Annotated in this window: 20 protein-coding genes and 1 tRNA gene; 20 read left to right on the forward strand and 1 reads right to left on the reverse strand. The window is 60.2% G+C overall.

The genetic code is table 11. The features are described from left to right. The first annotated feature begins 34 nt into the window (after window positions 1–34). Complete coding sequence (locus ACFPB1_RS06715; protein WP_379223271.1) at window positions 35–223, forward strand: hypothetical protein; 189 nt, start codon at window positions 35–37, stop codon at window positions 221–223. A gap of 107 nt (window positions 224–330) precedes the next feature. On the opposite strand, the gene ACFPB1_RS06720 is transcribed toward ACFPB1_RS06715, so the two are convergent. Continuing rightward, window positions 331–407, reverse strand: a tRNA-Arg gene (locus tag ACFPB1_RS06720). A gap of 265 nt (window positions 408–672) precedes the next feature. Here ACFPB1_RS06720 and ACFPB1_RS06725 point away from each other — a divergent pair. The 19 genes from ACFPB1_RS06725 (at window position 673) to ACFPB1_RS06815 (ending at window position 23,399) form a co-directional block, all read left to right on the forward strand. Then, window positions 673–1,572 (forward strand): hypothetical protein, encoded by a 900-nt coding sequence (locus tag ACFPB1_RS06725; protein ID WP_379223273.1) that lies wholly within the window; start codon window positions 673–675, stop codon window positions 1,570–1,572. Between the two features lie 91 nt (window positions 1,573–1,663). Beyond that, window positions 1,664–2,965, forward strand: a complete 1,302-nt coding sequence (tig, locus tag ACFPB1_RS06730) for a trigger factor (protein ID WP_379223275.1) — start codon at window positions 1,664–1,666, stop codon at window positions 2,963–2,965. 206 nt (window positions 2,966–3,171) lie between these two features. Next, the gene (gene clpP / locus ACFPB1_RS06735; RefSeq protein WP_090641728.1) at window positions 3,172–3,753 is read left to right on the forward strand and encodes an ATP-dependent Clp endopeptidase proteolytic subunit ClpP; all 582 of its coding nucleotides are present in this window, start codon (window positions 3,172–3,174) and stop codon (window positions 3,751–3,753) included. Window positions 3,754–3,794: 41 nt separating this feature from the next. Then, window positions 3,795–5,051, forward strand: a complete 1,257-nt coding sequence (gene clpX, locus ACFPB1_RS06740; protein ID WP_379223278.1) for an ATP-dependent protease ATP-binding subunit ClpX — start codon at window positions 3,795–3,797, stop codon at window positions 5,049–5,051. A 99-nt stretch (window positions 5,052–5,150) separates the two neighbouring features. Next, window positions 5,151–6,272, forward strand: a complete 1,122-nt coding sequence (gene ispG / locus ACFPB1_RS06745; protein ID WP_379223280.1) for a flavodoxin-dependent (E)-4-hydroxy-3-methylbut-2-enyl-diphosphate synthase — start codon at window positions 5,151–5,153, stop codon at window positions 6,270–6,272. Between the two features lie 142 nt (window positions 6,273–6,414). After that, window positions 6,415–8,121 (forward strand): ATP-dependent protease LonB, encoded by a 1,707-nt coding sequence (gene lonB, locus ACFPB1_RS06750; RefSeq protein ID WP_379223283.1) that lies wholly within the window; start codon window positions 6,415–6,417, stop codon window positions 8,119–8,121. An 87-nt stretch (window positions 8,122–8,208) separates the two neighbouring features. After that, the gene (gene lon / locus ACFPB1_RS06755) at window positions 8,209–10,563 is read left to right on the forward strand and encodes an endopeptidase La (protein WP_379223285.1); all 2,355 of its coding nucleotides are present in this window, start codon (window positions 8,209–8,211) and stop codon (window positions 10,561–10,563) included. A 28-nt stretch (window positions 10,564–10,591) separates the two neighbouring features. Beyond that, complete coding sequence (yihA, locus tag ACFPB1_RS06760; protein ID WP_379223287.1) at window positions 10,592–11,221, forward strand: ribosome biogenesis GTP-binding protein YihA/YsxC; 630 nt, start codon at window positions 10,592–10,594, stop codon at window positions 11,219–11,221. 168 nt (window positions 11,222–11,389) lie between these two features. Further along, window positions 11,390–11,980, forward strand: a complete 591-nt coding sequence (locus tag ACFPB1_RS06765) for a non-ribosomal peptide synthetase module (protein WP_379223289.1) — start codon at window positions 11,390–11,392, stop codon at window positions 11,978–11,980. Window positions 11,981–12,315: 335 nt separating this feature from the next. Beyond that, window positions 12,316–12,714, forward strand: coding sequence for an adenosylmethionine decarboxylase (speD, locus tag ACFPB1_RS06770; protein ID WP_090641719.1), 399 nt, complete (start codon window positions 12,316–12,318; stop codon window positions 12,712–12,714). A 172-nt stretch (window positions 12,715–12,886) separates the two neighbouring features. After that, the gene (gene hemA, locus ACFPB1_RS06775) at window positions 12,887–14,266 is read left to right on the forward strand and encodes a glutamyl-tRNA reductase (protein WP_379223292.1); all 1,380 of its coding nucleotides are present in this window, start codon (window positions 12,887–12,889) and stop codon (window positions 14,264–14,266) included. 33 nt (window positions 14,267–14,299) lie between these two features. Further along, on the forward strand, window positions 14,300–15,118 hold the full coding sequence (gene ccsA, locus ACFPB1_RS06780) for a cytochrome c biogenesis protein CcsA (protein WP_379223295.1): 819 nt from the start codon (window positions 14,300–14,302) through the stop codon (window positions 15,116–15,118). A gap of 37 nt (window positions 15,119–15,155) precedes the next feature. Beyond that, window positions 15,156–15,860 carry a precorrin-2 dehydrogenase/sirohydrochlorin ferrochelatase family protein gene (locus ACFPB1_RS06785; RefSeq protein ID WP_379223297.1) on the forward strand — a complete coding sequence of 235 codons (705 nt, stop codon included), beginning with the start codon at window positions 15,156–15,158 and terminating at the stop codon, window positions 15,858–15,860. A 3-nt stretch (window positions 15,861–15,863) separates the two neighbouring features. Then, entirely contained in the window at window positions 15,864–16,829 is a 966-nt protein-coding gene (hemC, locus tag ACFPB1_RS06790) for a hydroxymethylbilane synthase (RefSeq protein ID WP_379223300.1), read from the forward strand. Beyond that, window positions 16,826–18,397: a uroporphyrinogen-III C-methyltransferase gene (cobA, locus tag ACFPB1_RS06795; RefSeq protein WP_379223302.1), complete on the forward strand. Its 1,572-nt coding sequence runs from the start codon at window positions 16,826–16,828 to the stop codon at window positions 18,395–18,397. The genes hemC and cobA overlap by 4 nt, the downstream gene beginning before the upstream one ends. A gap of 14 nt (window positions 18,398–18,411) precedes the next feature. After that, on the forward strand, window positions 18,412–19,407 hold the full coding sequence (hemB, locus tag ACFPB1_RS06800) for a porphobilinogen synthase (RefSeq protein ID WP_379223305.1): 996 nt from the start codon (window positions 18,412–18,414) through the stop codon (window positions 19,405–19,407). Between the two features lie 64 nt (window positions 19,408–19,471). After that, window positions 19,472–20,773, forward strand: a complete 1,302-nt coding sequence (gene hemL, locus ACFPB1_RS06805; protein ID WP_379223307.1) for a glutamate-1-semialdehyde 2,1-aminomutase — start codon at window positions 19,472–19,474, stop codon at window positions 20,771–20,773. Between the two features lie 67 nt (window positions 20,774–20,840). Next, on the forward strand, window positions 20,841–21,836 hold the full coding sequence (locus ACFPB1_RS06810; protein ID WP_379223309.1) for an RluA family pseudouridine synthase: 996 nt from the start codon (window positions 20,841–20,843) through the stop codon (window positions 21,834–21,836). A gap of 153 nt (window positions 21,837–21,989) precedes the next feature. After that, entirely contained in the window at window positions 21,990–23,399 is a 1,410-nt protein-coding gene (locus ACFPB1_RS06815; protein WP_379223312.1) for a LysM peptidoglycan-binding domain-containing protein, read from the forward strand. Window positions 23,400–23,857: the final 458 nt, after the last annotated feature.

Raw genomic sequence — 23,857 nt, forward strand, 5'->3', positions numbered from 1 at the left:
GAGGCGATTTTGCATAGAAGGGGTTATCGCAAAAATGGAGCAATCGGATAACAATTGCGATTTGCGTTCCTTAAAGCACGATTTGAGACGGCTTGACCGGCAAATTAAAGCGCTGATGGTCAAGTTGGCCGCGCTCGAGGACAAGCTAGCCGCCCTCGGGGAGCCAGGCGGCTTCCGCCAGGCAGGAGGCCGCCCTCGAATCTACACCTCGGTCAAGCTCTGAGCCGGCGGCTTTGAAAGCATGACAAAAACGCCTCAATCCGGTCATGACCGGGATCGAGGCGTCTTCTGTATCGATATTCACATAACCGTGATCTCTGGCTTCCTAAATGGCGTCCCAGGAGGGATTCGAACCCCCGACAACACGCTTAGAAGGCGTGTGCTCTATCCAACTGAGCTACTGGGACACGTAGGAAATATCATAGCATGGGAACGGCCGATATGCAACAGGTAAATGTTTATTTTTTGCCCGGCATGCCGCTTGCCGCCTGACTCTAGTAAATTACCGCCGGCGGCGTTTCAAAAAAAACGGCTTCGGCCAAAATGGAAATGGGCGGCAGGGAATGTTATAATCGAGCTCTACCCGAACATCAGGCCGGCCGGAAGCGCGGCATACAAGGCGGTGATTCTATTACGACGTCCAATTCTACCCCCGATGAAAATAGAGAGAACGTGTATTTATTTCCCAATATGCTCGACGAGTATCAAAATCAGCTGACCCGGCTGCTGGAATCGGAGCAGTACGGCGAAGCCAAGGAGCTGCTGCGGTTTCTGCTGCACTGCCAGGGCGAGGAGAAGCGGCATTACGACGAGTGGAGCAACCTGCTCAATTGGCTCGACGTCGCTTTCCCCGGTTACGAGGGCAAAGGAAACGGCAATCCATCTTACATAGAAGACGAAGAAAACGAAGATACCATACGCGAGCAAGCCTTAAGCCCGGCCGATTACGACGAGGATTACGTGCAGCAGGTGCTCTACGTCATGAAGCACCACCCCGTCGCGGACCAGCAGCTGCTCGCGCTCGAACGCGCAGCGTACTTGACGCATCCCGGCGTGGACGAAGAGATCCTGACCTGGCTGACGGGCACCGAGCTGCACCCGGAGCTGCAGTTCAAGGCGCTGCAATGCTTAAAGAAGCGCGGCGTGACCGGCACCGTCGGCCTGGAGCGGATGGGCGAGTTCGCGGAACTGGAGATCGAGGAGACGCCGCTTTCCCTGGACGAATTTCCGCCGGTGGCGGTTCGCGTCGCCGAGCGCGTCGAGTCCGTGACCGAGGTCGTCGACGCTTCGCTGCCCCATTTCGCCCGCGAGCTGTGGAAGGAATGCCTGCAGTGCATTTACGGCACGACGGCGTACGAGCGGCTGCGCAGCGACGACGACGAGACGGTCGACTGCTTCGCCGCGGCGCTGCATCAGGTGCTGGAGCTGTCGCTCTACGGACGGGCTGACGACGACGATATCCGGGAAACTTACGGCATCACGGACGCGCTTCGCTTTCGCTACGAGCAGGCGTGCCGAACCCTCCGCCAGACGGTCCAGCTGCGCCTGGAGGACGGCGGGGACAAGTCTTGATATCCGGCTTATTGTAGAGTATAATAGAATGGTTTATTACGGGTAAGATCTGACGCAGAAGCGTTATTTAATTTGGAGGGGAAAGCATAACATGACAGCAACTTGGGAAAAGATAGACAAGAATCTGGTCTCGATCAGCGTTGAGGTCGAGGCGGAGCAAGTTAACGAAGCGATCGACAAAGCCTTCAAAAAGGTCGTTCAAAAAGTGAACGTTCCGGGCTTCCGCAAAGGCAAAGTGCCGCGCGGCATCTTTGAGAAGCGCTTCGGCGTCGAGAGCCTGTACCAAGACGCGATCGACATCCTGCTTCCGGATTCCTATTCGGCGGCCGTGAAGGAGACGGGCATCTTCCCAGTCGACCGTCCGGAGATTGACGTACAGCAGTTCGCCAAAGGCGAAACGTTCAAGTACACCGCCAAAGTCACCGTCAAGCCGGAAGTCGAGCTTGGCGAATACAAAGGCCTGGAAGTGCCTGCGGCCGAAGCGGAAGTCACGGACGAAGAAGTCGCGGCCGAGCTTAACCGCCTGCAGCAGCGCCATGCCGAGCTGACCGTCCTCGAAGAGGGAGCGGCCGAGAACGGCGACATCGCGGTCATCGATTTCGACGGCTACGTGGACGGTGAAGCGTTCGAAGGCGGCAAGAGCGAACGCCACTCCCTGGAACTGGGCTCCGGCTCGTTCATCCCGGGCTTCGAAGAGCAAGTCGTCGGCATGCAGACGGGCGACTTCAAGGATATCGAAGTCACGTTCCCGGAAAGCTACCACGCCGAGAATCTCGCGGGTAAGCAAGCTGTGTTCAAGGTGAAGCTGCATGAGATCAAGCGCAAAAACCTGCCGGCCCTGGACGACGAGTTCGCGAAGGACGTTAGCGAGTTCGATACGCTTGATGAGTACAAAGCCGACCTGAAGACGAAGCTTGCTGAGCGCAAAGCGAAAGAAAACGAATCCGCGCGCGAAGCGGCCGTCGTCGATAAAGCGGCCGCTGCGGCAACCGTCGACATTCCGGAAGCGATGATCGAGTCCGAAACGACGTTTATGCTGCGCGACTTCGAGAACCGCCTGCGCATGCAGGGCATGAACCTGGAGCTGTACTACCAGTTCTCCGGCCAAGACGAAGCGGCTCTGCGCGGCCAAATGCGCGGCGACGCCGAGAAGCGCGTCCTCAATAACCTCGTGCTGGAGCAAATCGCGAAGAACGAAGGCATCGAGGCGAGCGACGAGGACCTGAACGAAGAGCTCGAGAACCTCTCGACGCAGTACAACCGCCCGGCTGCCGAGCTGCGCGGCATCTTCGAAGCTAACGGCAACCTTGACAACATCAAGGAAGACCTCGTGCTTCGCAAGACGATCAAGTTCCTGCTCGAGAACAGCAAGCCGGAGACGGTCGTTGCCTAATCGGCATTACAACTGAACCTCTATATACGGATAAGGCACGTTCATACGTGCCTTATTTTATCCTCGGCGCGTTTTTCGGCGCGCTGTCGCGTACATATGTATTTGCCCGTATCGTATAATGTAGTATTCAGAAAAATGACATTGCATTCGGAACATGTTAGAATAAGAAGTGCTTTACAAGTCGATAACGAGAGAAGGTTGGTCGCATGAATCTGGTACCTATGGTCGTTGAGCAAACGAATCGGGGAGAGCGTTCTTACGATATTTACTCCCGTCTTTTGAAGGATCGGATTATCTTTCTTGGTAGTGCGATCGACGACGACGTAGCCAATGCCGTCATCGCGCAGCTGCTGTTCCTCGCGGCTGACGATCCGGAGAAGGACATTCATCTGTACATTAACTCACCGGGCGGTTCCGTAACTGCAGGAATGGGTATTTACGATACGATGCAGTTTATTAAGCCGGATGTGTCGACGATTTGCGTCGGACTCGCCGCCAGCATGGGCTCGCTCCTGCTTACGGCCGGCGCCAAAGGCAAGCGCTTCGCGCTGCCGAACAGCGAAGTCATGATTCATCAGCCGCTCGGCGGGGTGCGCGGCCAAGCTTCCGACATTGCCATCCATGCGGACTGGATTTTGAAGACGAAGAAGAAGCTGAACCAGATTCTGGCGGACCGTACGGGCCAGCCGTACGAACGTATCGACCGCGATACGGATCGCGACAATTTCATGAGCGCCGAAGATGCATTGCAATACGGCCTGATCGATAAAGTCGTTACGTCCCTGTAAGCTTCTCCGTACAGTCGAACCAACAAGAAGGGGTGAAATCCATGTTTAAATTCAACGACGAAAAAGGCCAATTGAAATGCTCGTTCTGCGGCAAGTCGCAGGATCAAGTGCGCAAGCTTGTGGCCGGACCGGGCGTTTATATATGTGATGAATGCATCGAACTGTGCACCGAAATCGTCGAGGAAGAGCTCGGCCACGAGGAAGAGCTCGATCTGAAGGACATTCCGAAGCCGCGCGACATCCGCAATATTTTGGATTCGTACGTCATCGGCCAGGAGCAGGCGAAAAAATCGCTCTCCGTCGCGGTGTATAACCATTACAAGCGCGTGAATTCGCAGAACAAGCTGGAAGACGTCGAGCTCCAGAAGAGCAACATTTTGCTCGTCGGCCCGACGGGCTCCGGCAAGACGCTGCTCGCGCAGACGATGGCGAAGATCTTGAACGTTCCGTTCGCGATCGCGGACGCGACTTCCCTCACGGAAGCGGGCTACGTCGGCGAGGATGTCGAGAACATCCTGCTGAAGCTCATCCAAGCGGCCGATTACGACGTGGAGAAAGCCGAACGCGGCATTATCTACATCGATGAGATCGATAAAGTGGCGCGCAAATCGGAGAATCCTTCGATTACGCGCGACGTGTCGGGCGAAGGCGTGCAGCAAGCGCTGCTCAAAATCCTCGAAGGCACGGTCGCTTCCGTCCCGCCGCAAGGCGGGCGCAAGCATCCTCACCAAGAGTTCATCCAAATCGACACGACGAACATCCTGTTCATTTGCGGCGGAGCGTTCGACGGGCTGGAGCAGTTGATCAAACGGCGCATCGGCAAAAAAGTGATTGGTTTCAACGCGTCCGGCGACGGGCAGAAGGACCTGAAAGCAGGGGAATACCTGTCGATGGTGCTGCCGGAAGACTTGCTGAAATTCGGGCTTATCCCGGAATTCGTCGGCCGTCTGCCGGTCATCTCGACGCTGGAGCCGCTTGACGAAGGCGCGCTTGTCCGCATTCTCTCCGAGCCGAAGAACGCGCTCGTGAAGCAGTATCAGAAGCTGCTCGAGATGGACAACGTGAAGCTGGAGTTCGAAATGGGCGCGCTCGAAGCGATCGCCAAAGAAGCGATCAAGCGCAACACCGGCGCCCGCGGCCTGCGCGCGATCATCGAGGGCTTGATGCTCGACGTGATGTACGAAGTGCCGTCGCGCGACGACGTGAGCAGCTGCCTGATCACGGAGAAGGTCGTGCAGGACCGGATCATGCCGGAACTGGTCTCCAAGAAGGGCAAGAAGAAAGAAGAAAGCGCCTGATCCACTAAATAACACTTCAAACGTTTCCACCTCTGCCTGCCGCCGGTTTTTCGCGGTTTGCAGGGGTGGAACTTTGACGTTCATGGGAGAGGTTACCATATGTTTTTGCGCAAGGATACGGTTCCGGTCAAAGTCGGTCCGCTGACGATCGGCGGCAGCGACGAGGTCATCATTCAGAGCATGTGCACGACGAAGACGGCGGACGTCGAAGCGACCGTCGCCGAGATTTTGCGTCTTGAGGAAGCCGGCTGCCAGATCGTCCGCGTCACTGTCAACAACAAGGAAGCGGCCGAAGCGATCAAGGAAATCAAGAAACGGATTCATATTCCGCTCGTCGCAGACATTCATTTCGATTACCGGCTGGCGCTGGCCGCCATCGAGAACGGCGTCGACAAGGTGCGGATCAATCCCGGCAACATCGGCCGCCGCGAGAAAGTCGAAGCGGTCGTGAAGGCGTGCAAGGAGCGCAATATTCCGATCCGGATCGGCGTCAATGCCGGCTCGCTGGAAAACCATCTGCTCGAGAAGTACGGTTATCCGACGCCCGAAGCGATGGTCGAGAGCGCGCTCTTTCATATCGGAATTTTGGAGGAGCTGGATTTCCGCGACATCATCGTCTCGCTGAAAGCGTCCGACGTGCCGATGGCCATCGCGGCGTACCGCATGGCGGCCGAACAGATCCGATATCCGCTGCACCTGGGCATCACGGAAGCGGGTACGCTGCATTCCGGCACGATCAAGAGCTCCGCGGGCATCGGCGCCCTGCTTGCCATGGGGATCGGCAACACGGTGCGCATCAGCCTGAGCGCCGACCCGGTCGAGGAAGTGAAGGTCGCACGCGAGCTGCTGAAGACGTTCGGGCTGATCACGAACGCCGCGACGCTCGTCTCCTGCCCGACCTGCGGACGTCTCGACATCGACCTCTTCTCGATTGCCAACGAAGTCGAAGACTATATCAGCAAGATCAAGGTACCGATTAAAGTATCGGTGCTGGGCTGCGCGGTCAACGGACCGGGCGAAGCGCGGGAGGCCGACATTGGCATCGCGGGCGCGCGGGGCGAAGGCATGCTGTTCCGGTACGGGGAAATGATCCGGAAAGTGCCGGAAGCCGAGCTGCTGGCCGAGCTGAAGAAGGAAATCGACGAAATCGTCCGCGTCTTCGAAGCGACGGGCGAAATTCCCGGCCGCAAGCATCAGCCGGGGGCGCACGCGAACGTTTAACCATCAAACTTTAGTGCAATAGCGCGATTATTCCATCCGGCCCGGGGCAATACTGAACAGTATACGCCCTGTAGAGGCCGGATTTTTTAGGTACGGGAAGAACGGCAGAGCTGTCCTTTCTGTAACGGGAGGAGTAACGCATATGAGTTTAAGTGTGGTTCTGATGTTCATTCAAGTGTTTTTCGCGATCGTGATCGGCTTGTATTTCTGGAATTTGCTGCGCAATCAGAAGACGAATCGGACGGCGGTCGACCGGGAGTCGCGCAAGGAGATGGATAAGCTGCGCAAGCTGCGCTCCGTATCGCTGACGAAGCCGCTGTCTGAGAAGACGCGCCCGCAGACGATCAACGACATCGTCGGCCAGCGGGACGGCCTTCGGGCATTGAAAGCCGCGCTGTGCAGCGCCAACCCGCAGCATGTCATCATATATGGACCTCCGGGCGTCGGCAAGACGGCTGCGGCCCGCGTCGTCCTGGAAGAAGCGAAAAAAAATCCGGCCTCCCCGTTTTTGGCGGACGCTAAGTTCACCGAGATCGACGCGACGACAGCCCGGTTCGATGAACGCGGCATCGCGGATCCGCTGATCGGCTCCGTGCACGATCCGATCTATCAAGGCGCCGGAGCCATGGGCGTCGCGGGCATTCCGCAGCCGAAGCCGGGCGCCGTGACGAAAGCGCACGGGGGTATGCTGTTCATCGACGAGATCGGCGAATTGCATCCGATCCAGATGAATAAATTGTTAAAAGTGCTGGAAGATCGCAAGGTGTATTTGGAGAGCGCGTACTATAATTCGGAAGACACCAACATTCCGATGTACATTCACGATATTTTTCAGAACGGGCTTCCCGCGGATTTCCGGCTGGTCGGGGCTACGACGCGTTCGCCGCAGGAGCTGCCACCGGCGCTTCGCTCCCGCTGCATGGAGATTTATTTCCGTCCGCTTCTACCGGACGAAATCTCGGAAATCGCCGTCAACGCGCTCAAGAAGATCGGCTTGCCGCCGTCGCAGGAGGCGGTCGACGTCGTCACGCGTTACGCGACGAACGGCCGCGAAGCGGTCAACGTCATCCAGCTCGCCGCCGGCCTTGCGCTGTCGGAGAAGCGGGACTCGATCACGGCGTCGGATGTGGAATGGGTTGTCAACAGCAGCCAAATCCCGCCGCGTCCGGACCGGAAGGTGCCGGCTACGCCGCAGGTCGGTTTCGTGAACGGGCTTGCCGTGTATGGGCCTAATATGGGCACGCTGCTGGAGATCGAAGTCAGCGCCATCGCGGCGCGTCCGGGCAAAGGCGTCTATACCATCACGGGCGTCGTGGACGAGGAGGAGCTCGGAGGCGGCAGCAGCCGGACGCTGCGGCGCAAAAGCATGGCGAAAGGCTCGATCGAGAACGTGCTGACCGTGCTGCGGCGGATGGGCATGAAGCCGGAGAATTACGACCTGCATATCAACTTTCCGGGCGGCACGCCGATCGACGGCCCTTCGGCGGGCATCGCGATGGCGACGGCGATCGCCTCCGCGATCAAAGGCGAGCCGATCAACAATAAGCTGGCCATGACCGGCGAGATGGGCATCCACGGCAATGTGAAGCCGGTCGGCGGCGTGCTGGCGAAAGTCGAAGCGGCGTTCCAGGCAGGCGCCGATACCGTGATCATTCCGCGCGAGAACTGGCAGGCGATTTTCGCGGATCTGCAGGGCGTCCGGGTCATTCCGGTCGACCACGTCGAAGAAGTATTCCGGCATGTGTTCGGGGCCGAGTACATGGAGACGCCGGCATCGGCGCCGGTCCAATCGGCCGACGTGTTCATCGCGACCGGCCTGCCTTATTTGCAGGCGGATTCCGTAGAGTGATAAAATGGAGAAAGGCTTTAAGACTGAAGCCCGAAGTTTTCGGTCACGATAGGGTGAACGCGAAACGTCAACGACGGAGGTGCTGGAATGGGACCTGCTAAATGGAAAGGTCGTCGATTGCCCCTGCTTCCCTTACGGGGGCTTCTTGTATATCCGAGCATGGTGCTGCATCTGGACGTAGGCCGGGAAAAATCCGTGCGCGCGCTCGATCGCGCCATGCTGGACGATCATATGATCCTGCTTTGTTCCCAATCGGAAGTGAACATCGAGGAACCTTCGCAAGAGGACATCTACCGCGTCGGCACGGTGGCGAGAGTGCGCCAGATGCTGAAGCTGCCGAACGGTACGATTCGGGTGCTGGTGGAAGGCGTCGTGCGCGCCGAGATCGTCGATTATTTGCCTAACGACGATTACTATGAAGTCACGATCCGCGAGCTGCCGGAGTCGGAGTCGACGGATCCCGAGATCGACGCGCTTATGCGCACGGTGCTGACCCAGTTCGAGCACTATATCAGCCTCTCGAAGAAAGTGACGCCCGAAACGCTGGCCGCGGTATCGGACATCGACGAGCCCGGCCGGCTCGCGGACGTCATTTCGAGCCATCTGTCGCTCAAGATCAAAGACAAGCAGGATATTCTGGAGACGGTCGACGTGCGCGAGCGGCTGGAACGGCTGCTGGATATTTTGAACAACGAGCGCGAGGTGCTGGAGCTGGAACGTAAGATCAGCCAGCGCGTCAAGAAGCAGATGGAGAAGACCCAGAAGGAATACTATCTCCGCGAACAAATGAAAGCCATCCAGAAGGAACTCGGGGAGAAAGAAGGACGAGCCGGCGAAGCCGAGGAGCTCCGCACCCAAATGGCCGAATCCGGCATTCCGGAGAAGGTCAGGGAGAAGGTCGAGAAGGAAATCGACCGGCTGGAGAAGATGCCGTCCACGTCGGCCGAAGGCGGCGTTATCCGCAATTATATCGATTGGTTACTTACCCTTCCTTGGAACAAGAAAACCGAGGACGATCTGGACGTGAACAAAGCCGAGGAGATTTTGAACGAGGATCACTACGGGCTTGAGAAGCCGAAGGAACGCGTGCTGGAATATTTGGCGGTTCAGCAGCTGGTCAAGAAGCTGAAAGGCCCGATTCTGTGCCTCGTGGGCCCTCCGGGCGTCGGCAAGACGTCCATTGCGCGGTCGATCGCCAAGTCGCTCGGCCGGCAATTCGTGCGCATCTCGCTCGGCGGCGTGCGCGACGAAGCGGAAATCCGCGGCCATCGCCGTACTTACGTCGGCGCGATGCCGGGCCGCATCATCCAGGGCATGAAGACGGCGGGCTCGCTCAATCCGGTGTTCCTGCTGGACGAAATCGACAAGATGGCGATGGATTTTCGCGGCGACCCGGCCTCCGCGCTGCTCGAGGTGCTGGATCCGGAGCAGAACAACACGTTCAGCGACCACTTCATCGAAGTGCCGTTCGACTTGTCCAAGGTCATGTTCGTCACGACGGCGAACGCCATCCATAACATTCCGCGTCCGCTGCTCGACCGGATGGAAGTGCTCTACATTCCGGGCTACACCGAGCTGGAGAAGCTGCAAATCGCCTCCCGCTACCTCCTGCCGAAGCAGAAGAAGGAGCACGGACTCGAAGAGGAGCAGATGCGGATGGGCGACGACAGTCTGCTGCAGGTGATCCGCGAGTATACCCGCGAAGCGGGCGTCCGCAACCTGGAGCAGCAGATCGCGGCTATTTGCCGGAAGGCCGCGAGAGCGATCGTATCCGAGAGCGGCGGGGGGCCGATCAACGTCGATGAAGCGAAGGTCAAGGAATGGCTCGGACCCGCGAAGTTCCGGTACGGCACGGCGGAGATCGAAAATCAGGTCGGCGCGGTGACCGGTCTCGCATGGACGGAAGTCGGCGGCGACACGCTGGTCATCGAAGTGACCGTGCTGCCGGGCAGCGGCAAGCTGACCCTGACGGGCAAGCTGGGCGACGTTATGAAGGAATCGGCGCAAGCCGCCTTCAGCTATACGCGTTCCCGCGCGGCCGAGCTCGGCATCGATCCGCTGTTCCACGAGAAGAACGACATTCACATCCACATCCCGGAAGGCGCCATTCCGAAGGACGGTCCTTCCGCGGGCATTACGATGGCGACGGCGCTCATCTCGGCCCTCACGAACCGTTACGTGTACAAGGAAGTGGCGATGACCGGCGAAATCACGCTGCGCGGCCGGGTGCTGCCGATCGGCGGCCTGAAGGAGAAGTCGCTGGCCGCGCACCGCGCAGGCATCAAGAAAGTACTGCTGCCGAAGGACAATGAGCGCGATCTTCGCGACATCCCGGACAGCATCAAGGCCGACATGGAATTCGTGCCGGTCGGGACGATGGACGAAGTGCTGACCCATGCCCTGGCCGGCCGGGAAGCGCAAGCGCCGGTCGAGACGCATTAGCAAGCAAGAGAAAGCAGGTTGTTCATTCGTGAAAATATCGAACGTGGAATTCGTCATCAGTGCCGTAAGGCCTGATCAATACCCCGACGACGCCTTGCCGGAGTTCGCTCTGGCAGGGCGCTCCAACGTCGGCAAGTCGTCGCTCATCAACCGCATAATCAACCGCAAGGCTCTGGCCCGCACTAGCTCGCAGCCGGGCAAGACGCAGCAGTTGAATTACTACCGCGTCAACGACCGCTTGTATTTGGTCGACTTTCCCGGCTACGGTTATGCCAAGGTGTCCAAGGTACAGCGGCAGCAGTTCGGCGAGATGATCGAGACGTACTTAAGCAAGCGGGAGCCGCTCAAGATGGTGCTGCACATCATCGATATCCGGCACGCGCCGTCGAAGGACGACGTGCTGATGTACGATTGGCTGAAGCATTACGACATCCCGGTTTGCGTCGTCACGACGAAGGCGGACAAGATTCCGAAGAGCCAGTGGCCGAAGCACGTCAAGATCATTAAGGAAGCGCTGGGCTTCCGTCCGACGGACCGCCACGTGCTGTTCTCGTCCGAGACGGGGCTCGGCCGCGACGAGCTGTGGGCCGTTATGGAAGAGAGGATCGCGGAAAGCGAAGAAGAAGCGGCAGAAACCGAAGAAGTTTCGATCGAATAGCGAGGATTACGCATAAAAGCGCGGACTCATTGTAGAATCTCCTTCATTTTTCTGAAATATGCGAGAATATCGCGGCTGGGCGGCAGGAATAAAAGACCTCGATCGGTTATAATATACCTAAGTAGTGGATTTACAATTGCGTTACTTTAAAGAATTGAGGAGATTTTTATGGCTCAGCGGATAGCCACCGAGTATGTGAGTGCTTCTCTGCAATTAACGGCTGAAGAGATGGCGGGATTTGTCCGGTTTTTCGAAGACCAGCATGTCAAGCATCAAGTGCGGGTACTGGATAACGGCAATCACGAGATGGTTCTCGAGGACGACGCAGGACGAGAAGAGGTCCGCTTAACTTTCGAGCGTCAGCAAGACCGGTTTGTAAGCTTGCTTTCCTGCCGCATCATGCATCCCAAACTGACGAACGCCATGCGCAAGGCTGTAGCGGCGTTCCGAGGCGACGCGATCGTCAACCGCATTTATCCGACCTATACGATGACCTATCACTACGAGCAAGGCAACGTTCGCAAAATCGTCGAACATAAAAACAAGGAAGCGAGAGTGATCTTTGAGTTCAAGGACACGGTCGGCCAACTGGAAGCGGCGTTCCGGATCATGGACATCGAACATGAGATCCAAGTCGCGCAAGGCGCGATCGACCAGCTCTTGGACTTGCGGAATCAATGCAGCGACCGCGCGCAAATTGCCCTTATCGACGAGCGTTTAGCTTCTTATACAAGGCAGTTGTTCATGCTGGAAGCGTGAACGGCCAGCCTGACATCACACCCGAAAGCCGCAGCGATTGCGGCTTTTTTTGTCCTTTCGGGCGGGGTGGACGAACACAGAATCGGGGTGCGCGACATACGTTTATAATTGGAGTTCGCGTCACGTCCAACGTTCGGTTTTCGCCCAAAAAAAACTGTTGCATTTATCAGCGATAGATGTTATTTTTATTTTCGTTGCAATGAACTATTAGGAACCAGGATTCACTCAGGACATGGTAATGTTGCGAGAGGAAAGTCCCCTCGGGCAGTGAATGACGTAGGTCCTAGCGGATGAAATTACTAAACATTTTGTTCCTAGGAAGGGGGAACCGAAAGATGGAATATTCAACTTTCGGAAGACACGTTGCGGTTGATACTTGGGGTGTGGATTTTGACCTGCTGAACAACTCGGAGTTTTTACAAGCCCAAATGGTAGAGGCAGCCGAAGCATGCGGCGCTACCGTATTGTCCGTGCAAGCCAAACAATTTGAACCACAAGGCGCAACAGTGCTCGTACTGCTGTCTGAAAGTCATCTCTCCATTCACACGTATCCTGAGAGAGGGTTCGCTGCTCTTGATTGTTATACCTGTGGAGAAACGGTTGACCCACAGCTCGCGATCGACTACATGATGTCCGTGTTGAAGCCGAAAGTCATGCATGCGAAGAAGCTCGTTCGCGGCATGGGCGAACTGCAAGTCATGGAAGCCGACATGAAGCAAGCGGAGCTTGTGTAACTAACTTATTCATCGATGAAAAATGCAAGGCTGCGGATGCGTCCGCAGCCTTTTTGTATGCCTCGAAACGTCTGGCGCTATTTCAAACAATTTTCATAATTGCAGGGGTATGGCTTGTCGAACTGTGCTATACTAAGTGATGGAAACCAAGAAGAAGGGCAGGTGAACGCACATGCACATTATCGTTGTCGGACTGAATTATCGGACGGCTCCAGTTGAGGTAAGGGAACGGTTTACGTTCGCGGAACGGGATTTGCCCGAAGCCTTGAAGCAGCTGCAGCAGACCAAGAGCATCATGGAATGTGTCATCGTCGCGACCTGTAACCGTACGGAATTATACGCCGTCGTAGATCGTCCGCATCTGTGCGGCCACTATATTCGCACTTTTATGGAGAAATGGTTCGGCACGCCGAGGCAGCAGTTTACCTCGGATTTATATATGTACGAAGACGAACGTGCGATCGAGCATCTGTTCCGCGTGACCAGCGGATTGGATTCCATGGTTATCGGCGAGACCCAGATCCTCGGGCAAGTGAAGAGCGCGTTCCTGCTCGCGCAGGAACAGAAGACGACGGGAACCCTGTTCAATTCTCTCTTCAAGCAGGCGGTGACGCTGGCGAAGAAAGCTCACTCCGACACGGCAATCGGCGAGGCAGCCGTCTCGGTCAGCTACGCGGCGGTCGAGCTCGGCAAGCGGATCTTCGGGCAGTTCGGGGGCAAGACGGTCATGATCGTCGGCGCGGGCAAGATGAGCGAGCTGACGGCCAAGCATCTGTACGCCAGCGGCGCGCAGCGCGTGTTCGTCGTGAACCGGACGTACGACCGCGCGGTACAGCTCGCGGACAAGTTCAACGGCACACCGCTTAACATGCAGGATGCCGTCGCGCGTCTGCACGAGGCGGACATCATCATCAGCTCCACGGGTTCCGAAGGCTTCGTGCTGAAGCGCGAGCAGGTCGAAGCAGCGATGCGCAGACGGAAATCGCGTCCGCTGTTCATGATCGACATCGCGGTTCCGCGGGACCTTGATCCCGCTATCGCCGCCGTCGAGAACGTCTTCCTGTACGACATCGACGACCTGGAAGGCATCGTCGAGAGCAATCTGGAACAGCGCCGTCAGGAAGCCGCCAAGATCGAAACGCTGATCGCGGCCGAGCTCGACGCGTATCGTCAATGGTACAAGACGCTCGGCGTCGCGCCGCTCATTCAGGCGCTGCAGACGAAGGCGTCGGCGATCCACGCCGAAACGATGGACAGCCTCGCGAACAAGCTGCCGGATCTCGGCGACCGTGAGCTCAAGATCATTCATAAATTGACGAAAAGCATCGTGAACCAAATGATGCACGATCCGATTCTGCGCATCAAGGAAATGGCCGGCGAGAAGCAGGCCGATCAAGCGATGGACATGTTCGTCAAATTGTTCGCGCTCGAGGAGGAAATCGAGCGGGCCGAGCGCAAAGGCGAGACCGCGAAATCGTCCGTCCGGGCGGAAGCGGCGCAAGCCAAAGAATCCATGGCCAAGCTGGGCACGGGTCCGGTACCGGCATTTTGACCTCGTTCAGCCTGGCGGTTTGCGGAGGCGGCTATGGTTACACATAATTGGTTCTATGATGGTATACTTTATGTTTACGCCCTGAGCCTCCTGTTTTACTTCTCGGATTTCGTCGATCGAAACCGGCAAGCGAAACAAGTGGGAACAGGGCTGCTTATTTTCGTCTGGGTGCTCCAGACGGGGTTTCTCGTCTATCGGATCATCTCCCATCTGGATATGACGCTCATGACGCTATTCGAATATTTGCTCGTCTTTTCATGGCTGCTCGTCACGGTATCGCTCGCGATGAGCCGGTTTTTCCGAATGGAATTCATCGTCTTCTTCGTCAACGTCATCGGGTTCGCGGTTCTTACACTGAATTTGTTCCGAATCGGGGCGGGGACATCGCTGGCGCGGTGGGAACTGGCCAACGACATGCTGATCGTGCACATCGCGCTGATGATTCTCGCGTATACCGCCTTCACGGTCAGCGGGATCTTCTCCGGCATGTATCTGTTCCTGTTCGCACGGTTGAAAGGCAAGCAGTGGACCAAGCGGATGCAGCGCCTGCCCAGCCTGGACGTGGCGGACCGATTCATGTTCCGCGTATCCTTGATCGGCACGCCGCTCCTGATGCTGTCGCTCGCGATCGCGGTGACGTCCATCCTGGTCGAAGGCCGATACGGGCTGCTGCTGGATTGGAAGGTGTTGACGTCTTTCATCGCGCTCGGCCTTTATATCTGGAACGTGATGAAGCATCAATGGTTTGACGGAACGGGCTGGAAGTTCGCGCGGTTCAATTTGATCAGCTACGCCGTGCTGCTGTTGAATGTCTTCATGAATCAGGCGTCGAATTTTCACGGCTGGTCGTGATTCGGCCGCGGCGGCGATATGATGGGGGGAGCCGGCGATGGCGGCGTACTATCCGATGATGGTGGATCTCACGGGCCGGCGATGCGTCGTGATCGGCGGCGGTCCCGTGGCCGAACGGAAAACGCTCGGTCTGCTGGAAGGCGGCGCCGGCGAGCTGATCGTGGTGGCCCCCCGGGTGACGGCCAAGCTCGCGGAGCTGGCTGTATCCGGGTCTATTGCGCTGGAACGAAGGGAATATATGGAGAGTGACGCGGCCGGCGCGTTTTTGCTCTTCGCGGCCACCGGCGATCGGCGGCTGAACGGCCGGATCGCGGCCGACGCGACGCGCTTCGGCGCGCTCGTCAATACGGCGGATGCCGGCGGCGAAGGCGACTTCGCGACGCCTGCCGTCGTCCGGCGGGGGGGGCTGGCGATCGCCCTGACGACGGGCGGCGCGAGCCCCGCGCTTGCGGCGCTGCTGAAGCGCCGGCTTGCCGGGCAGTTCGGGCCGGCGTACGAAGCGTGCGTCGGCCGCTTGCGCTTGCTGCGCGAGCTGGCGCTGGCCGACATCGCGGACGCGGCGCTTCGGACGGCCGTTCTAGGGCTTGCGGCGGAGGAAGCGATGCGCGAGGCGGAACGCCTTTCCGCGCCTCGGGAAGGAAAGGACTTCGCTGCACTCGGGACAATCGAAGCGATCGAATCTATGGAATCAATCGAACAATGGATGAGCAGGCTGCGGGATGCGGCCGAGAGGGGACGGTAGGACATGGCATATATCGTAGACGGACGCCGAGTGATCGTCGTCGGCACGCGGCAGAGCGCGCTCGCGCTGACCCAGACGGGGCAAGTCATCGACCAATTGAAAGCGTTGTGCGCGGAGCATGGGCTGCCGTATGCGTTCGAAATCCGCAAAATCGTCACTAAGGGCGACCGGATTCTCGACGTGACGCTGTCCAAGGTGGGCGGCAAAGGGCTGTTCGTCAAGGAGATCGAGCAGGCGCTGTTCGACGGCGAGATCGACTTGGCCGTACATAGCATGAAGGACATGCCGTACGAGCTGCCCGAAGGCTTGATCAACGGCGCCGTGCCGAAGCGCGTCGATCCGCGCGACTGCCTCATTGCGAGCGGCGGCGCGTCGTTCGAGGAACTGCCGGCGGGCGCGAAGGTCGGCACGAGCAGCCTTCGGCGCTCCAGCCAGCTCCTGCACGCGCGGCCGGATCTAGTGATCGAGTCCATCCGGGGCAATATCGATTCCCGCATCAAGAAGCTCGAGACGGAAGGCTTCGACGCCATCGTGCTGGCGGCGGCCGGCTTGCAGCGGATGGGCTGGGAAGGCAAGATCTCGTCCTTCCTGTCCGAGGAGCTGTGCGTGCCGGCCGTCGGCCAAGGCGCGCTCGGCATCGAGTGCCGCGAAGACGACGCCGACGTACGCGGGCTGCTGGCGCTGTTGAATGATGAAGAGACGGCCATGACGGTCGCCGCGGAGCGGAGCTTCCTCGGCGAGCTGAACGGCGGCTGTCAAATACCGATCGGCGCGCATGCGCGCGTGGTGAAGCCGGGCGGCGAAGGCGCGCCCGTACTGGAGCTGACGGGCATCGTCGGTTCGCCGGACGGCAGCGTGCTGCTGAAGGAGACGGTTCGCGGGGAAGATCCGGCCGCGCTCGGCGCCGAAGCCGCGAATCGATTGAAAGCCAAAGGAGCGGACCGCATACTGGCGGATGTGAGGGGATGATCGATTTGCTGACGGGGAAGAGCAAAGGAAAGGTCTACCTGGTGGGAGCGGGTCCCGGCGACCCGAAGCTGATTACGGTTCGCGGCTTGGAATGCATCCGGTCGTGCGACGTGATCGTGTATGACCGGCTCGCGAGTCCGCGGCTGCTTCGCCATCTGAAGCCGGGAGCCGAGAAGGTTTATGTGGGCAAGCTGCCCGACCGCCATACGATGAAGCAGGAGGACATCAACCGGCTGCTCGTCGATCTGGCCTTGGAGGGCAAAGTCGTCACCCGCCTGAAGGGCGGCGACCCGACGATCTTCGGGCGCGTCGGCGAGGAAGCGGAGCTGCTTCGGCAGTACGACGTCGAGTTCGAGATCGTACCGGGCATTACGTCCGCGATCGCCGTGCCCGCGTATGCGGGCATTCCGGTGACGCACCGCGACTTGGCCTCGTCCGTGTCGATCGTGACGGGTCATGAAAGCCCGGACAAGCTCGACCATTCCATCCATTGGGACAAGGTGACGCACGCCACGGGCACGCTCGTCTTCCTGATGGGCGTAGCCAAGGTCGGGTATATCGCCGAGCAGCTGATGAACCACGGCAAGCCGGCCGATACGCCGGTCGCGCTCGTCCGCTGGGGCACGCGCGTCGAACAGCGGACCGTGACCGGGACGCTCGAGACGATCGAGGCGGTCGTGAAGGCGGCGGATTTCAAGCCGCCGGCGGTCATCGTCGTCGGCGACGTCGTGCTGCAGCGCGAGAAGCTGAATTGGTACGAGCGCAAGCCGCTGTTCGGAACGCGCGTGCTCGTGACGCGGGCGCGTGCGCAGAGCAGCGAGCTGAGCGAGCGGATCGAGGAGCTCGGAGGCGAACCGTGCGAATTTCCCGTCATCGAGACGAGACGGCCTTCGGAGCCTGAGACGATCGCCGCTGTCGAAGCGGCGCTCGGCGAAGCCGAGCAGTATGACTGGCTGATGTTCACGAGCGTGAACGGCGTCGATTATTTCTTCGACTGGCTGAAGTCCTTGCGCATCGACGTCAGGCGGTTTCATCGGGCGCGCGTCGCGGCGGTGGGGCCGAAGACGGCGGAGGCGCTCGAGCGGCGCGGCCTGCTCGTCGACGCGCTGCCGGTGAAGTTTCAGGCGGACGATCTGCTCGCCAGCCTGGAGGACCGGCTGCGGCCGGGACAGCGCGTGCTGCTCCCGCGCGGCGACCTGGCGCGCGAAGTGCTGCCCCGCGAGCTGAAAGCCAAGGGCCTGCTCCCCGTCGAGATCGACGTCTACGAGACGATTCTCGCGCAGGACCAGGACGAGGAAGTGCTCGAGTACCTGCGAAGCGGCGAGGTGCACGTCGTTACGTTCGCCAGCTCCTCGACGGTGACGAATCTGCTCGAGGTGCTGCGGCGGATGGGCGTCGAACGGCCGCTCGAGCTGCTTAACGGCGTCGATATCGCCTGCATCGGCCCTGTCACGGCCAAGACCGCGGCCGAAGCCGGCTTAACCGTTACGATACAACCCGAAGACGCGACGATCGACGGGCTCATCGCGGCCATCGCGGAGTCCCGGATCGCTCGCGCTAAGATATAGGAGGCATTTGACCCATGGCATTTCCAATTACCAGACATCGCCGGCTGCGCAGAACCGCGGCCATGAGAAGCCTCGTCCGCGAAACGCATCTGAACGTCGACGATTTCATCTATCCGCTCTTCGTGTCCCATGGCGAGAATGTGAAAGTCGAAATCTCGTCGATGCCCGGCGTCTATCAGCTCTCGATCGATCTGCTGAAGCCCGAGATCGACGCCGTCGTCGCTTCCGGCATTAAAGCGGTGCTGCTGTTCGGCTTGCCGGCCACCAAGGACGCGATCGGAACGTCGGCGTTCGAAGACGACGGCATCGTGCAGCAGGCGACGCGCGCGATCAAAGAATGGGCTCCGAACCTGCTCGTCGTCGCGGATACGTGCTTGTGCGAATTCACGGATCACGGCCACTGCGGCATGATCCATCACGATCCCCGCACCGGCAACGCCGAGGTGGACAACGACGCTTCGCTCGAGCTGCTCGTTCGGACGGCGGTCTCGCAAGCGAAGGCTGGCGCGGACATCATCGCGCCGTCGAACATGATGGACGGCTTCGTCGGAGCGATCCGCGAAGGACTGGACGCGGCGGGCTTTGAGATGGTGCCGATCATGTCCTACTCCGTGAAGTACGCGTCGGCATTCTACGGGCCCTTCCGCGAAGCCGCGCAATCCGCGCCGCAGTTTGGCGACCGCAAGTCGTACCAGATGGATCCGGCGAACGTCCGCGAGGCGCTGCGCGAAGCGGAATCCGATGTCCTCGAAGGCGCGGACATGCTGATGGTCAAGCCGGCGCTGGCGTATATGGACGTCATCCGCCTCATGAAGGAGCAGTACGACCTGCCGCTGGTGGCGTACAACGTGAGCGCGGAGTATTCGATGGTCAAGGCGGCCGCGGCGAACGGCTGGATCGATGAGCGTGCGATCGTGCTGGAGACGCTGACGGGCATGAAGCGCGCTGGCGCGGATCTGATCATCACCTATCACGCGCTGGACGCCGCGCGCTGGCTGCAAGGCGAATAAGCCGGTCAAGCGGCTGGACGGCCGCCCGGCAGACGACAATTATCGAGACAGGCAGGTGTCAACCATGTTGGAAAAAAACCGCAAACGGTCCGACGACCGGTCCAAGGCGGCGTTCGCGCAGGCAAAGACGGTCATTCCCGGCGGCGTCAACTCCCCGGTCCGCGCGTTCAAGTCGGTCGGCCTCACCCCCGTCTACATGGAGCGCGGGGAAGGGTACCGCGTCTTCGACATCGACGGAAACAGCTATATCGACTACGTGGCGTCGTGGGGGCCGCTCATTATGGGGCATGCCCACCCGGCGGTCGTCGAAGCGGTGAAGACGACGGCGGAGAAAGGGACGAGCTTCGGCGCGCCGACGGAATTGGAGACGCGCATGGCGGAGCTCGTCTGCGAGCGCGTGCCGTCCGTCGAAGTGGTGCGGATGGTCAACTCCGGCACGGAAGCGACCATGAGCGCGCTGCGGCTGGCGCGCGGCTATACGAAACGCAGCAAAATTTTGAAATTCGAAGGTTCGTACCACGGCCATGCCGACAGCCTGCTGATCAAGGCCGGCTCCGGCGTCGCGACGCTGGGGCTGCCGGACAGCCCGGGCGTCCCGGAGAGCGTCGCCTCCCACACGGTCACGGTGCCGTATAACGACCTGGAATCCGTCAAGTACGCGTTCGAACGGTTCGGCGAGGAGATCGCCTGCGTCATCGTCGAGCCTGTCGCCGGGAACATGGGCGTCGTGCCGCCGCTGCCCGGCTTCCTGGAGGGGCTGCGCGAAGTCACGACGCAATACGGCAGCCTGCTCATCTTCGACGAAGTCATGACCGGCTTCCGTGTGCATTATCATTGCGCGCAGGGCTTGTACGGCATTACGCCGGACCTGACCTGCCTCGGCAAAGTCATCGGCGGCGGCCTGCCCGTCGGCGCGTACGGCGGCAAGCGCGAAATCATGGAAATGATGGCGCCGAGCGGTCCGATCTACCAGGCGGGCACGCTGTCCGGCAACCCGCTCGCGATGGCGGCCGGCTACACGACGCTCAGCCTGTTGACGCCGGAGACGTACGAACGGCTGGAGCGGATGTCCGTCCGCCTGCAGCTCGGCTTCGAGGCGAACGCCGAGCGCCATGGCATCGCGAGCACGATCAACCGCGTCGGCTCGATGGTCTGCCCGTTCTTCACGGAGACGCACGTCATCAACTACGAGACGGCCAAAACCGCCGATTTGGAACGGTTCAAGGCTTATTTCGGCGCCATGCTCGACCTGGGCGTGAGTGTCGCGCCGTCGCAATTCGAAGGCATGTTCGTCTCGGGCGTGCACGACGAAGCGGCGATCGACGCGACGATCGAGGCGCACGACGAGGCGCTTCGCAGGCTGTAGCGCTTCGCGCATCCGACCGAAGAATAGCTCAACCGAACATTTAACGGGAGAAGGAGCGTGACCGAACTTGGATCACCCCGCACTGCCTTACGAACGGAACGGAGAATGGCTGGCGCTGTCCGCGGCGCGGCTCTTCGCGTTCGCGCAAGCCGCAGGCGGCGCCATTTCCCCGATCGAAGCCGGGAGCCATCCGCATCATGTGCGGCAATGGCTGCTGGCTCTTGGTTTATTTCCGGAGAAATGGCTCGGCCGTTTGTTCTCGACCGGCGGCATCCGCATGGACGGCGACCACATCCTGCTGCGGACGTTCGTGCCTGGCGACCCGGCGCGGGACGCGGCGTACCGCTTGGCGCAGACGGCGCCGGCAGATGCCGCGGCACCGGGACGGCCGGACTCGGAGGCGGCTCACGTGCTATACGCCGACGACTGGTGCCTCGTCATGGACAAGCCGGCCGGCATGCCGGTGCACGCGTCCGCGCCGGGCCAGCGGGGCACGCTCGACGAGGCGGCCGTCCGCGCGGGCTCGGCGCTCGGCGAGCTTCAGCCGGCGAAGCACATTCACCGGCTGGACGACGACACGGCCGGGCCGGTGCTGTACGCGCGCAACGAGCTGGCGCAGCTTCGGCTGGACGCGGCGATGCGCGGCAAGGCGATCGGCCGGCAATACGCCGCGCTCGTACACGGCGTACCGAAGCGCAAGCGCGGCACCGTGGACGCGCCGATCGGCAAGGACCGCCACCATCCGTCCAGGCGGCGCGTCGCGCCCGGCGGCGACCCGGCGGTCACGCATTACGAGACGCTGGAGGTCTACAAGGACGCCGCGCTCCTCCGGCTATGGCTGGAGACGGGCCGCACGCATCAAATCCGCGTCCATATGAGCCATCTCGGCCACCCGCTCGTCGGCGACGCGCTATACGACGGACGCGACGTCAAGCTGCGGCATCAGGCGCTGCGCGGCGAACGGCTGAGCTTCGCGCATCCGTGGAGCGGCAAAGCCGTCACGCTGGCTTCGCCGGAGCCGCCGTGGTTCGCCGAGGCGCGCCGCCGTTTGGCTGCTACGTGAAAATCATAGTCATGCCTGCCCACCTCCGGCCATATAGATAAATAGGCAAGAACCATTCGAAATATAAGCAAAGCGTAAGGAAACTTAGGCTTTCTTGTATTTGCAGAAAGCTGCAGCCTAGCTTGCGTAGGAGGGGAAAGGAGGACGACTAGCGTGTCAAGCCAGTCAAACGGTTTGCGATTCGATATTTACGAGCGGGTACACCTGCCCGACGAAGTGGCGGCGATCGACGAGCTGGACGAAATCGAGCTCGTGCCCCGCATCGGCATCGTACAGCAGGAGGAGCAGGTGCTATTGAAGGGCCATCTGCTGCTCTCGGGGGTGTACCGGTCGGAGGAGCAGCCGCTGTCGGAACAATCGCTGGAGCATTGGATCCCGGTCGAAATCACGCTGCCGCTGAACCGCATTCACCGTCTGGACGACATCTCCGTCGAAATAGACAATTTCGACGTGGACGTGTTGTCCACGCGGACACTCAACATTACGGGCGTGCTGTCGCTGTACGGCATCGAAATCGAGCAGTCGAACCCGCAGGGGGAATGGCAGCAGGAAGAACCGTACACGGTCGTGCACAGCCGCGAGGAGGAGGAAGTTCCGTTCGCGTCGGCGCCGTTTTTCGCGCAGCAGCCGCAGTTCTGGCAGCCGGAGCCGCAGCGCGAGACGGCGGAGGATGAGGCGCTCCGCTACGCGTCGTTCCAGTCGGAGGCGGAGGAAGCCCGGGAAGCGCTGGCGCGCGCGGCGATCGCGAGAGAGCGGGAGCTGCTCGAAGCCGCCCGCTTAGAGGGATCCCGGCAGGAAGCAGCCCGTCAGGAAGAAGCGCTCCAAGAAGCCGACCGCCAGGAGGCCGCGCGGCTCGATGCTGCCCGCCAGGAAGCCGCGCAGCAAGAGGCGGAACAGCAGGACATCGCCCAGGAGGCCGCGCAGCAAGAGGCGGAACAGCAGGACATCGCCCAGGAGGCCGATCGCACGGAGGTATTCCAGCCGGAAGCGCCGGCGGTACCGGTGGAAGCCGCCGCGCCTCCGCCGTGGCAGACGCCTTCATTTCCGGAAGCATCCGCTCCGCTGGAAGATCCGGCCGTCTTCATTCATGCCGAAGCCGAACCGGCGATTCGCCAGTCTGCGCCGTCCGCCGCCTCGGATCCGTTCGGGGAAGTGTCCGTGCCGGAGGCCGACGCGGAGCCGAAGCCGCTTCGCGTCGCGCTGTCCGGCAAGCCTGCGGAGGAGGAAGCAGCCCAGCAGGGCGCCGGCAACGTCAGCTTCCGGTCGCTGCTGCAGTCCAGCCGGCGCGAGCAGGAAGCGAAGGCGGCCGCGGAGGAGCACGCGGAGCGCGAAGCCGAACAAAACCGCAAATCCTCGGGCGACGAAATCGAATGGCAAAACCTGTTTTTCGGCCGTCCGAGCGACGATAACGCGTTCCGCAAGGTGCGCATCTGCATCGTCCAGCGCGAGGAGACGCTCGACGTCATCGCCGGCCGATATCAGCTGCAGCCCCGGGAGCTGGCCTTGTACAACCGGCTGAGCGACCAGAGCGTCAGCGAAGGGCAAGTCCTCTATATTCCATAACCCGCGCATGCGCAAAGCCCGCAGCGAAAGCCTCTACGAGGCTTCCGGCGGGCTTTTCGGCGTTTCGGGCCGCGCCTCCAACTCCCTCCAGCAAATGGGCGGCGGGATTGCCCTGCCGGGATTGACGTTTTCCAAGAAAAACGTGTATGATAGAAAAAATAGGGCAATAATTGATTTAAATGAAACGACAGGGATGGGGAAGAGTGGCAGGAAGTCCTTCAGAGAGCGGAACCGCTGGCGCTGCGAGGTTCCGCAGGAACGAGACTGCGACGGGTCGCCCCGGAGTCGCCGGAACGAAGCGAAGCGATTCGTCTAGTTGCGGCCGGCCGCAGCCGTTATCTGCAACGAGTTGTCGAACCGGCGCCAGTCGCCGCTTCGGAACAAAGGTGGTACCGCGGAAGCCAAAACCTTTCGTCCTTTGCTATAAGGGCGGAAGGTTTATTTTTTGTCTTAAGGAT

This window comes from Paenibacillus sp. GCM10023250, assembly GCF_042653205.1.
GTDB lineage: Bacteria > Bacillota > Bacilli > Paenibacillales > Paenibacillaceae > Paenibacillus_Z.

Bases quoted from the DNA above. Each gene is read 5' to 3' on its own strand.
- ACFPB1_RS06715 (WP_379223271.1), top strand. From the start codon at position 35: ATGGAGCAATCGGATAACAATTGCGATTTGCGTTCCTTAAAGCACGAT.
- tig (WP_379223275.1), top strand. From the start codon at position 1,664: ATGACAGCAACTTGGGAAAAGATAGACAAGAATCTGGTCTCGATCAGC.
- clpP (WP_090641728.1), top strand. From the start codon at position 3,172: ATGAATCTGGTACCTATGGTCGTTGAGCAAACGAATCGGGGAGAGCGT.
- clpX (WP_379223278.1), top strand. From the start codon at position 3,795: ATGTTTAAATTCAACGACGAAAAAGGCCAATTGAAATGCTCGTTCTGC.
- ispG (WP_379223280.1), top strand. From the start codon at position 5,151: ATGTTTTTGCGCAAGGATACGGTTCCGGTCAAAGTCGGTCCGCTGACG.
- lonB (WP_379223283.1), top strand. From the start codon at position 6,415: ATGAGTTTAAGTGTGGTTCTGATGTTCATTCAAGTGTTTTTCGCGATC.
- lon (WP_379223285.1), top strand. From the start codon at position 8,209: ATGGGACCTGCTAAATGGAAAGGTCGTCGATTGCCCCTGCTTCCCTTA.
- ACFPB1_RS06765 (WP_379223289.1), top strand. From the start codon at position 11,390: ATGGCTCAGCGGATAGCCACCGAGTATGTGAGTGCTTCTCTGCAATTA.
- speD (WP_090641719.1), top strand. From the start codon at position 12,316: ATGGAATATTCAACTTTCGGAAGACACGTTGCGGTTGATACTTGGGGT.
- hemA (WP_379223292.1), top strand. From the start codon at position 12,887: ATGCACATTATCGTTGTCGGACTGAATTATCGGACGGCTCCAGTTGAG.
- ccsA (WP_379223295.1), top strand. From the start codon at position 14,300: ATGGTTACACATAATTGGTTCTATGATGGTATACTTTATGTTTACGCC.
- ACFPB1_RS06785 (WP_379223297.1), top strand. From the start codon at position 15,156: ATGGCGGCGTACTATCCGATGATGGTGGATCTCACGGGCCGGCGATGC.
- hemC (WP_379223300.1), top strand. From the start codon at position 15,864: ATGGCATATATCGTAGACGGACGCCGAGTGATCGTCGTCGGCACGCGG.
- cobA (WP_379223302.1), top strand. From the start codon at position 16,826: ATGATCGATTTGCTGACGGGGAAGAGCAAAGGAAAGGTCTACCTGGTG.
- hemB (WP_379223305.1), top strand. From the start codon at position 18,412: ATGGCATTTCCAATTACCAGACATCGCCGGCTGCGCAGAACCGCGGCC.
- hemL (WP_379223307.1), top strand. From the start codon at position 19,472: ATGTTGGAAAAAAACCGCAAACGGTCCGACGACCGGTCCAAGGCGGCG.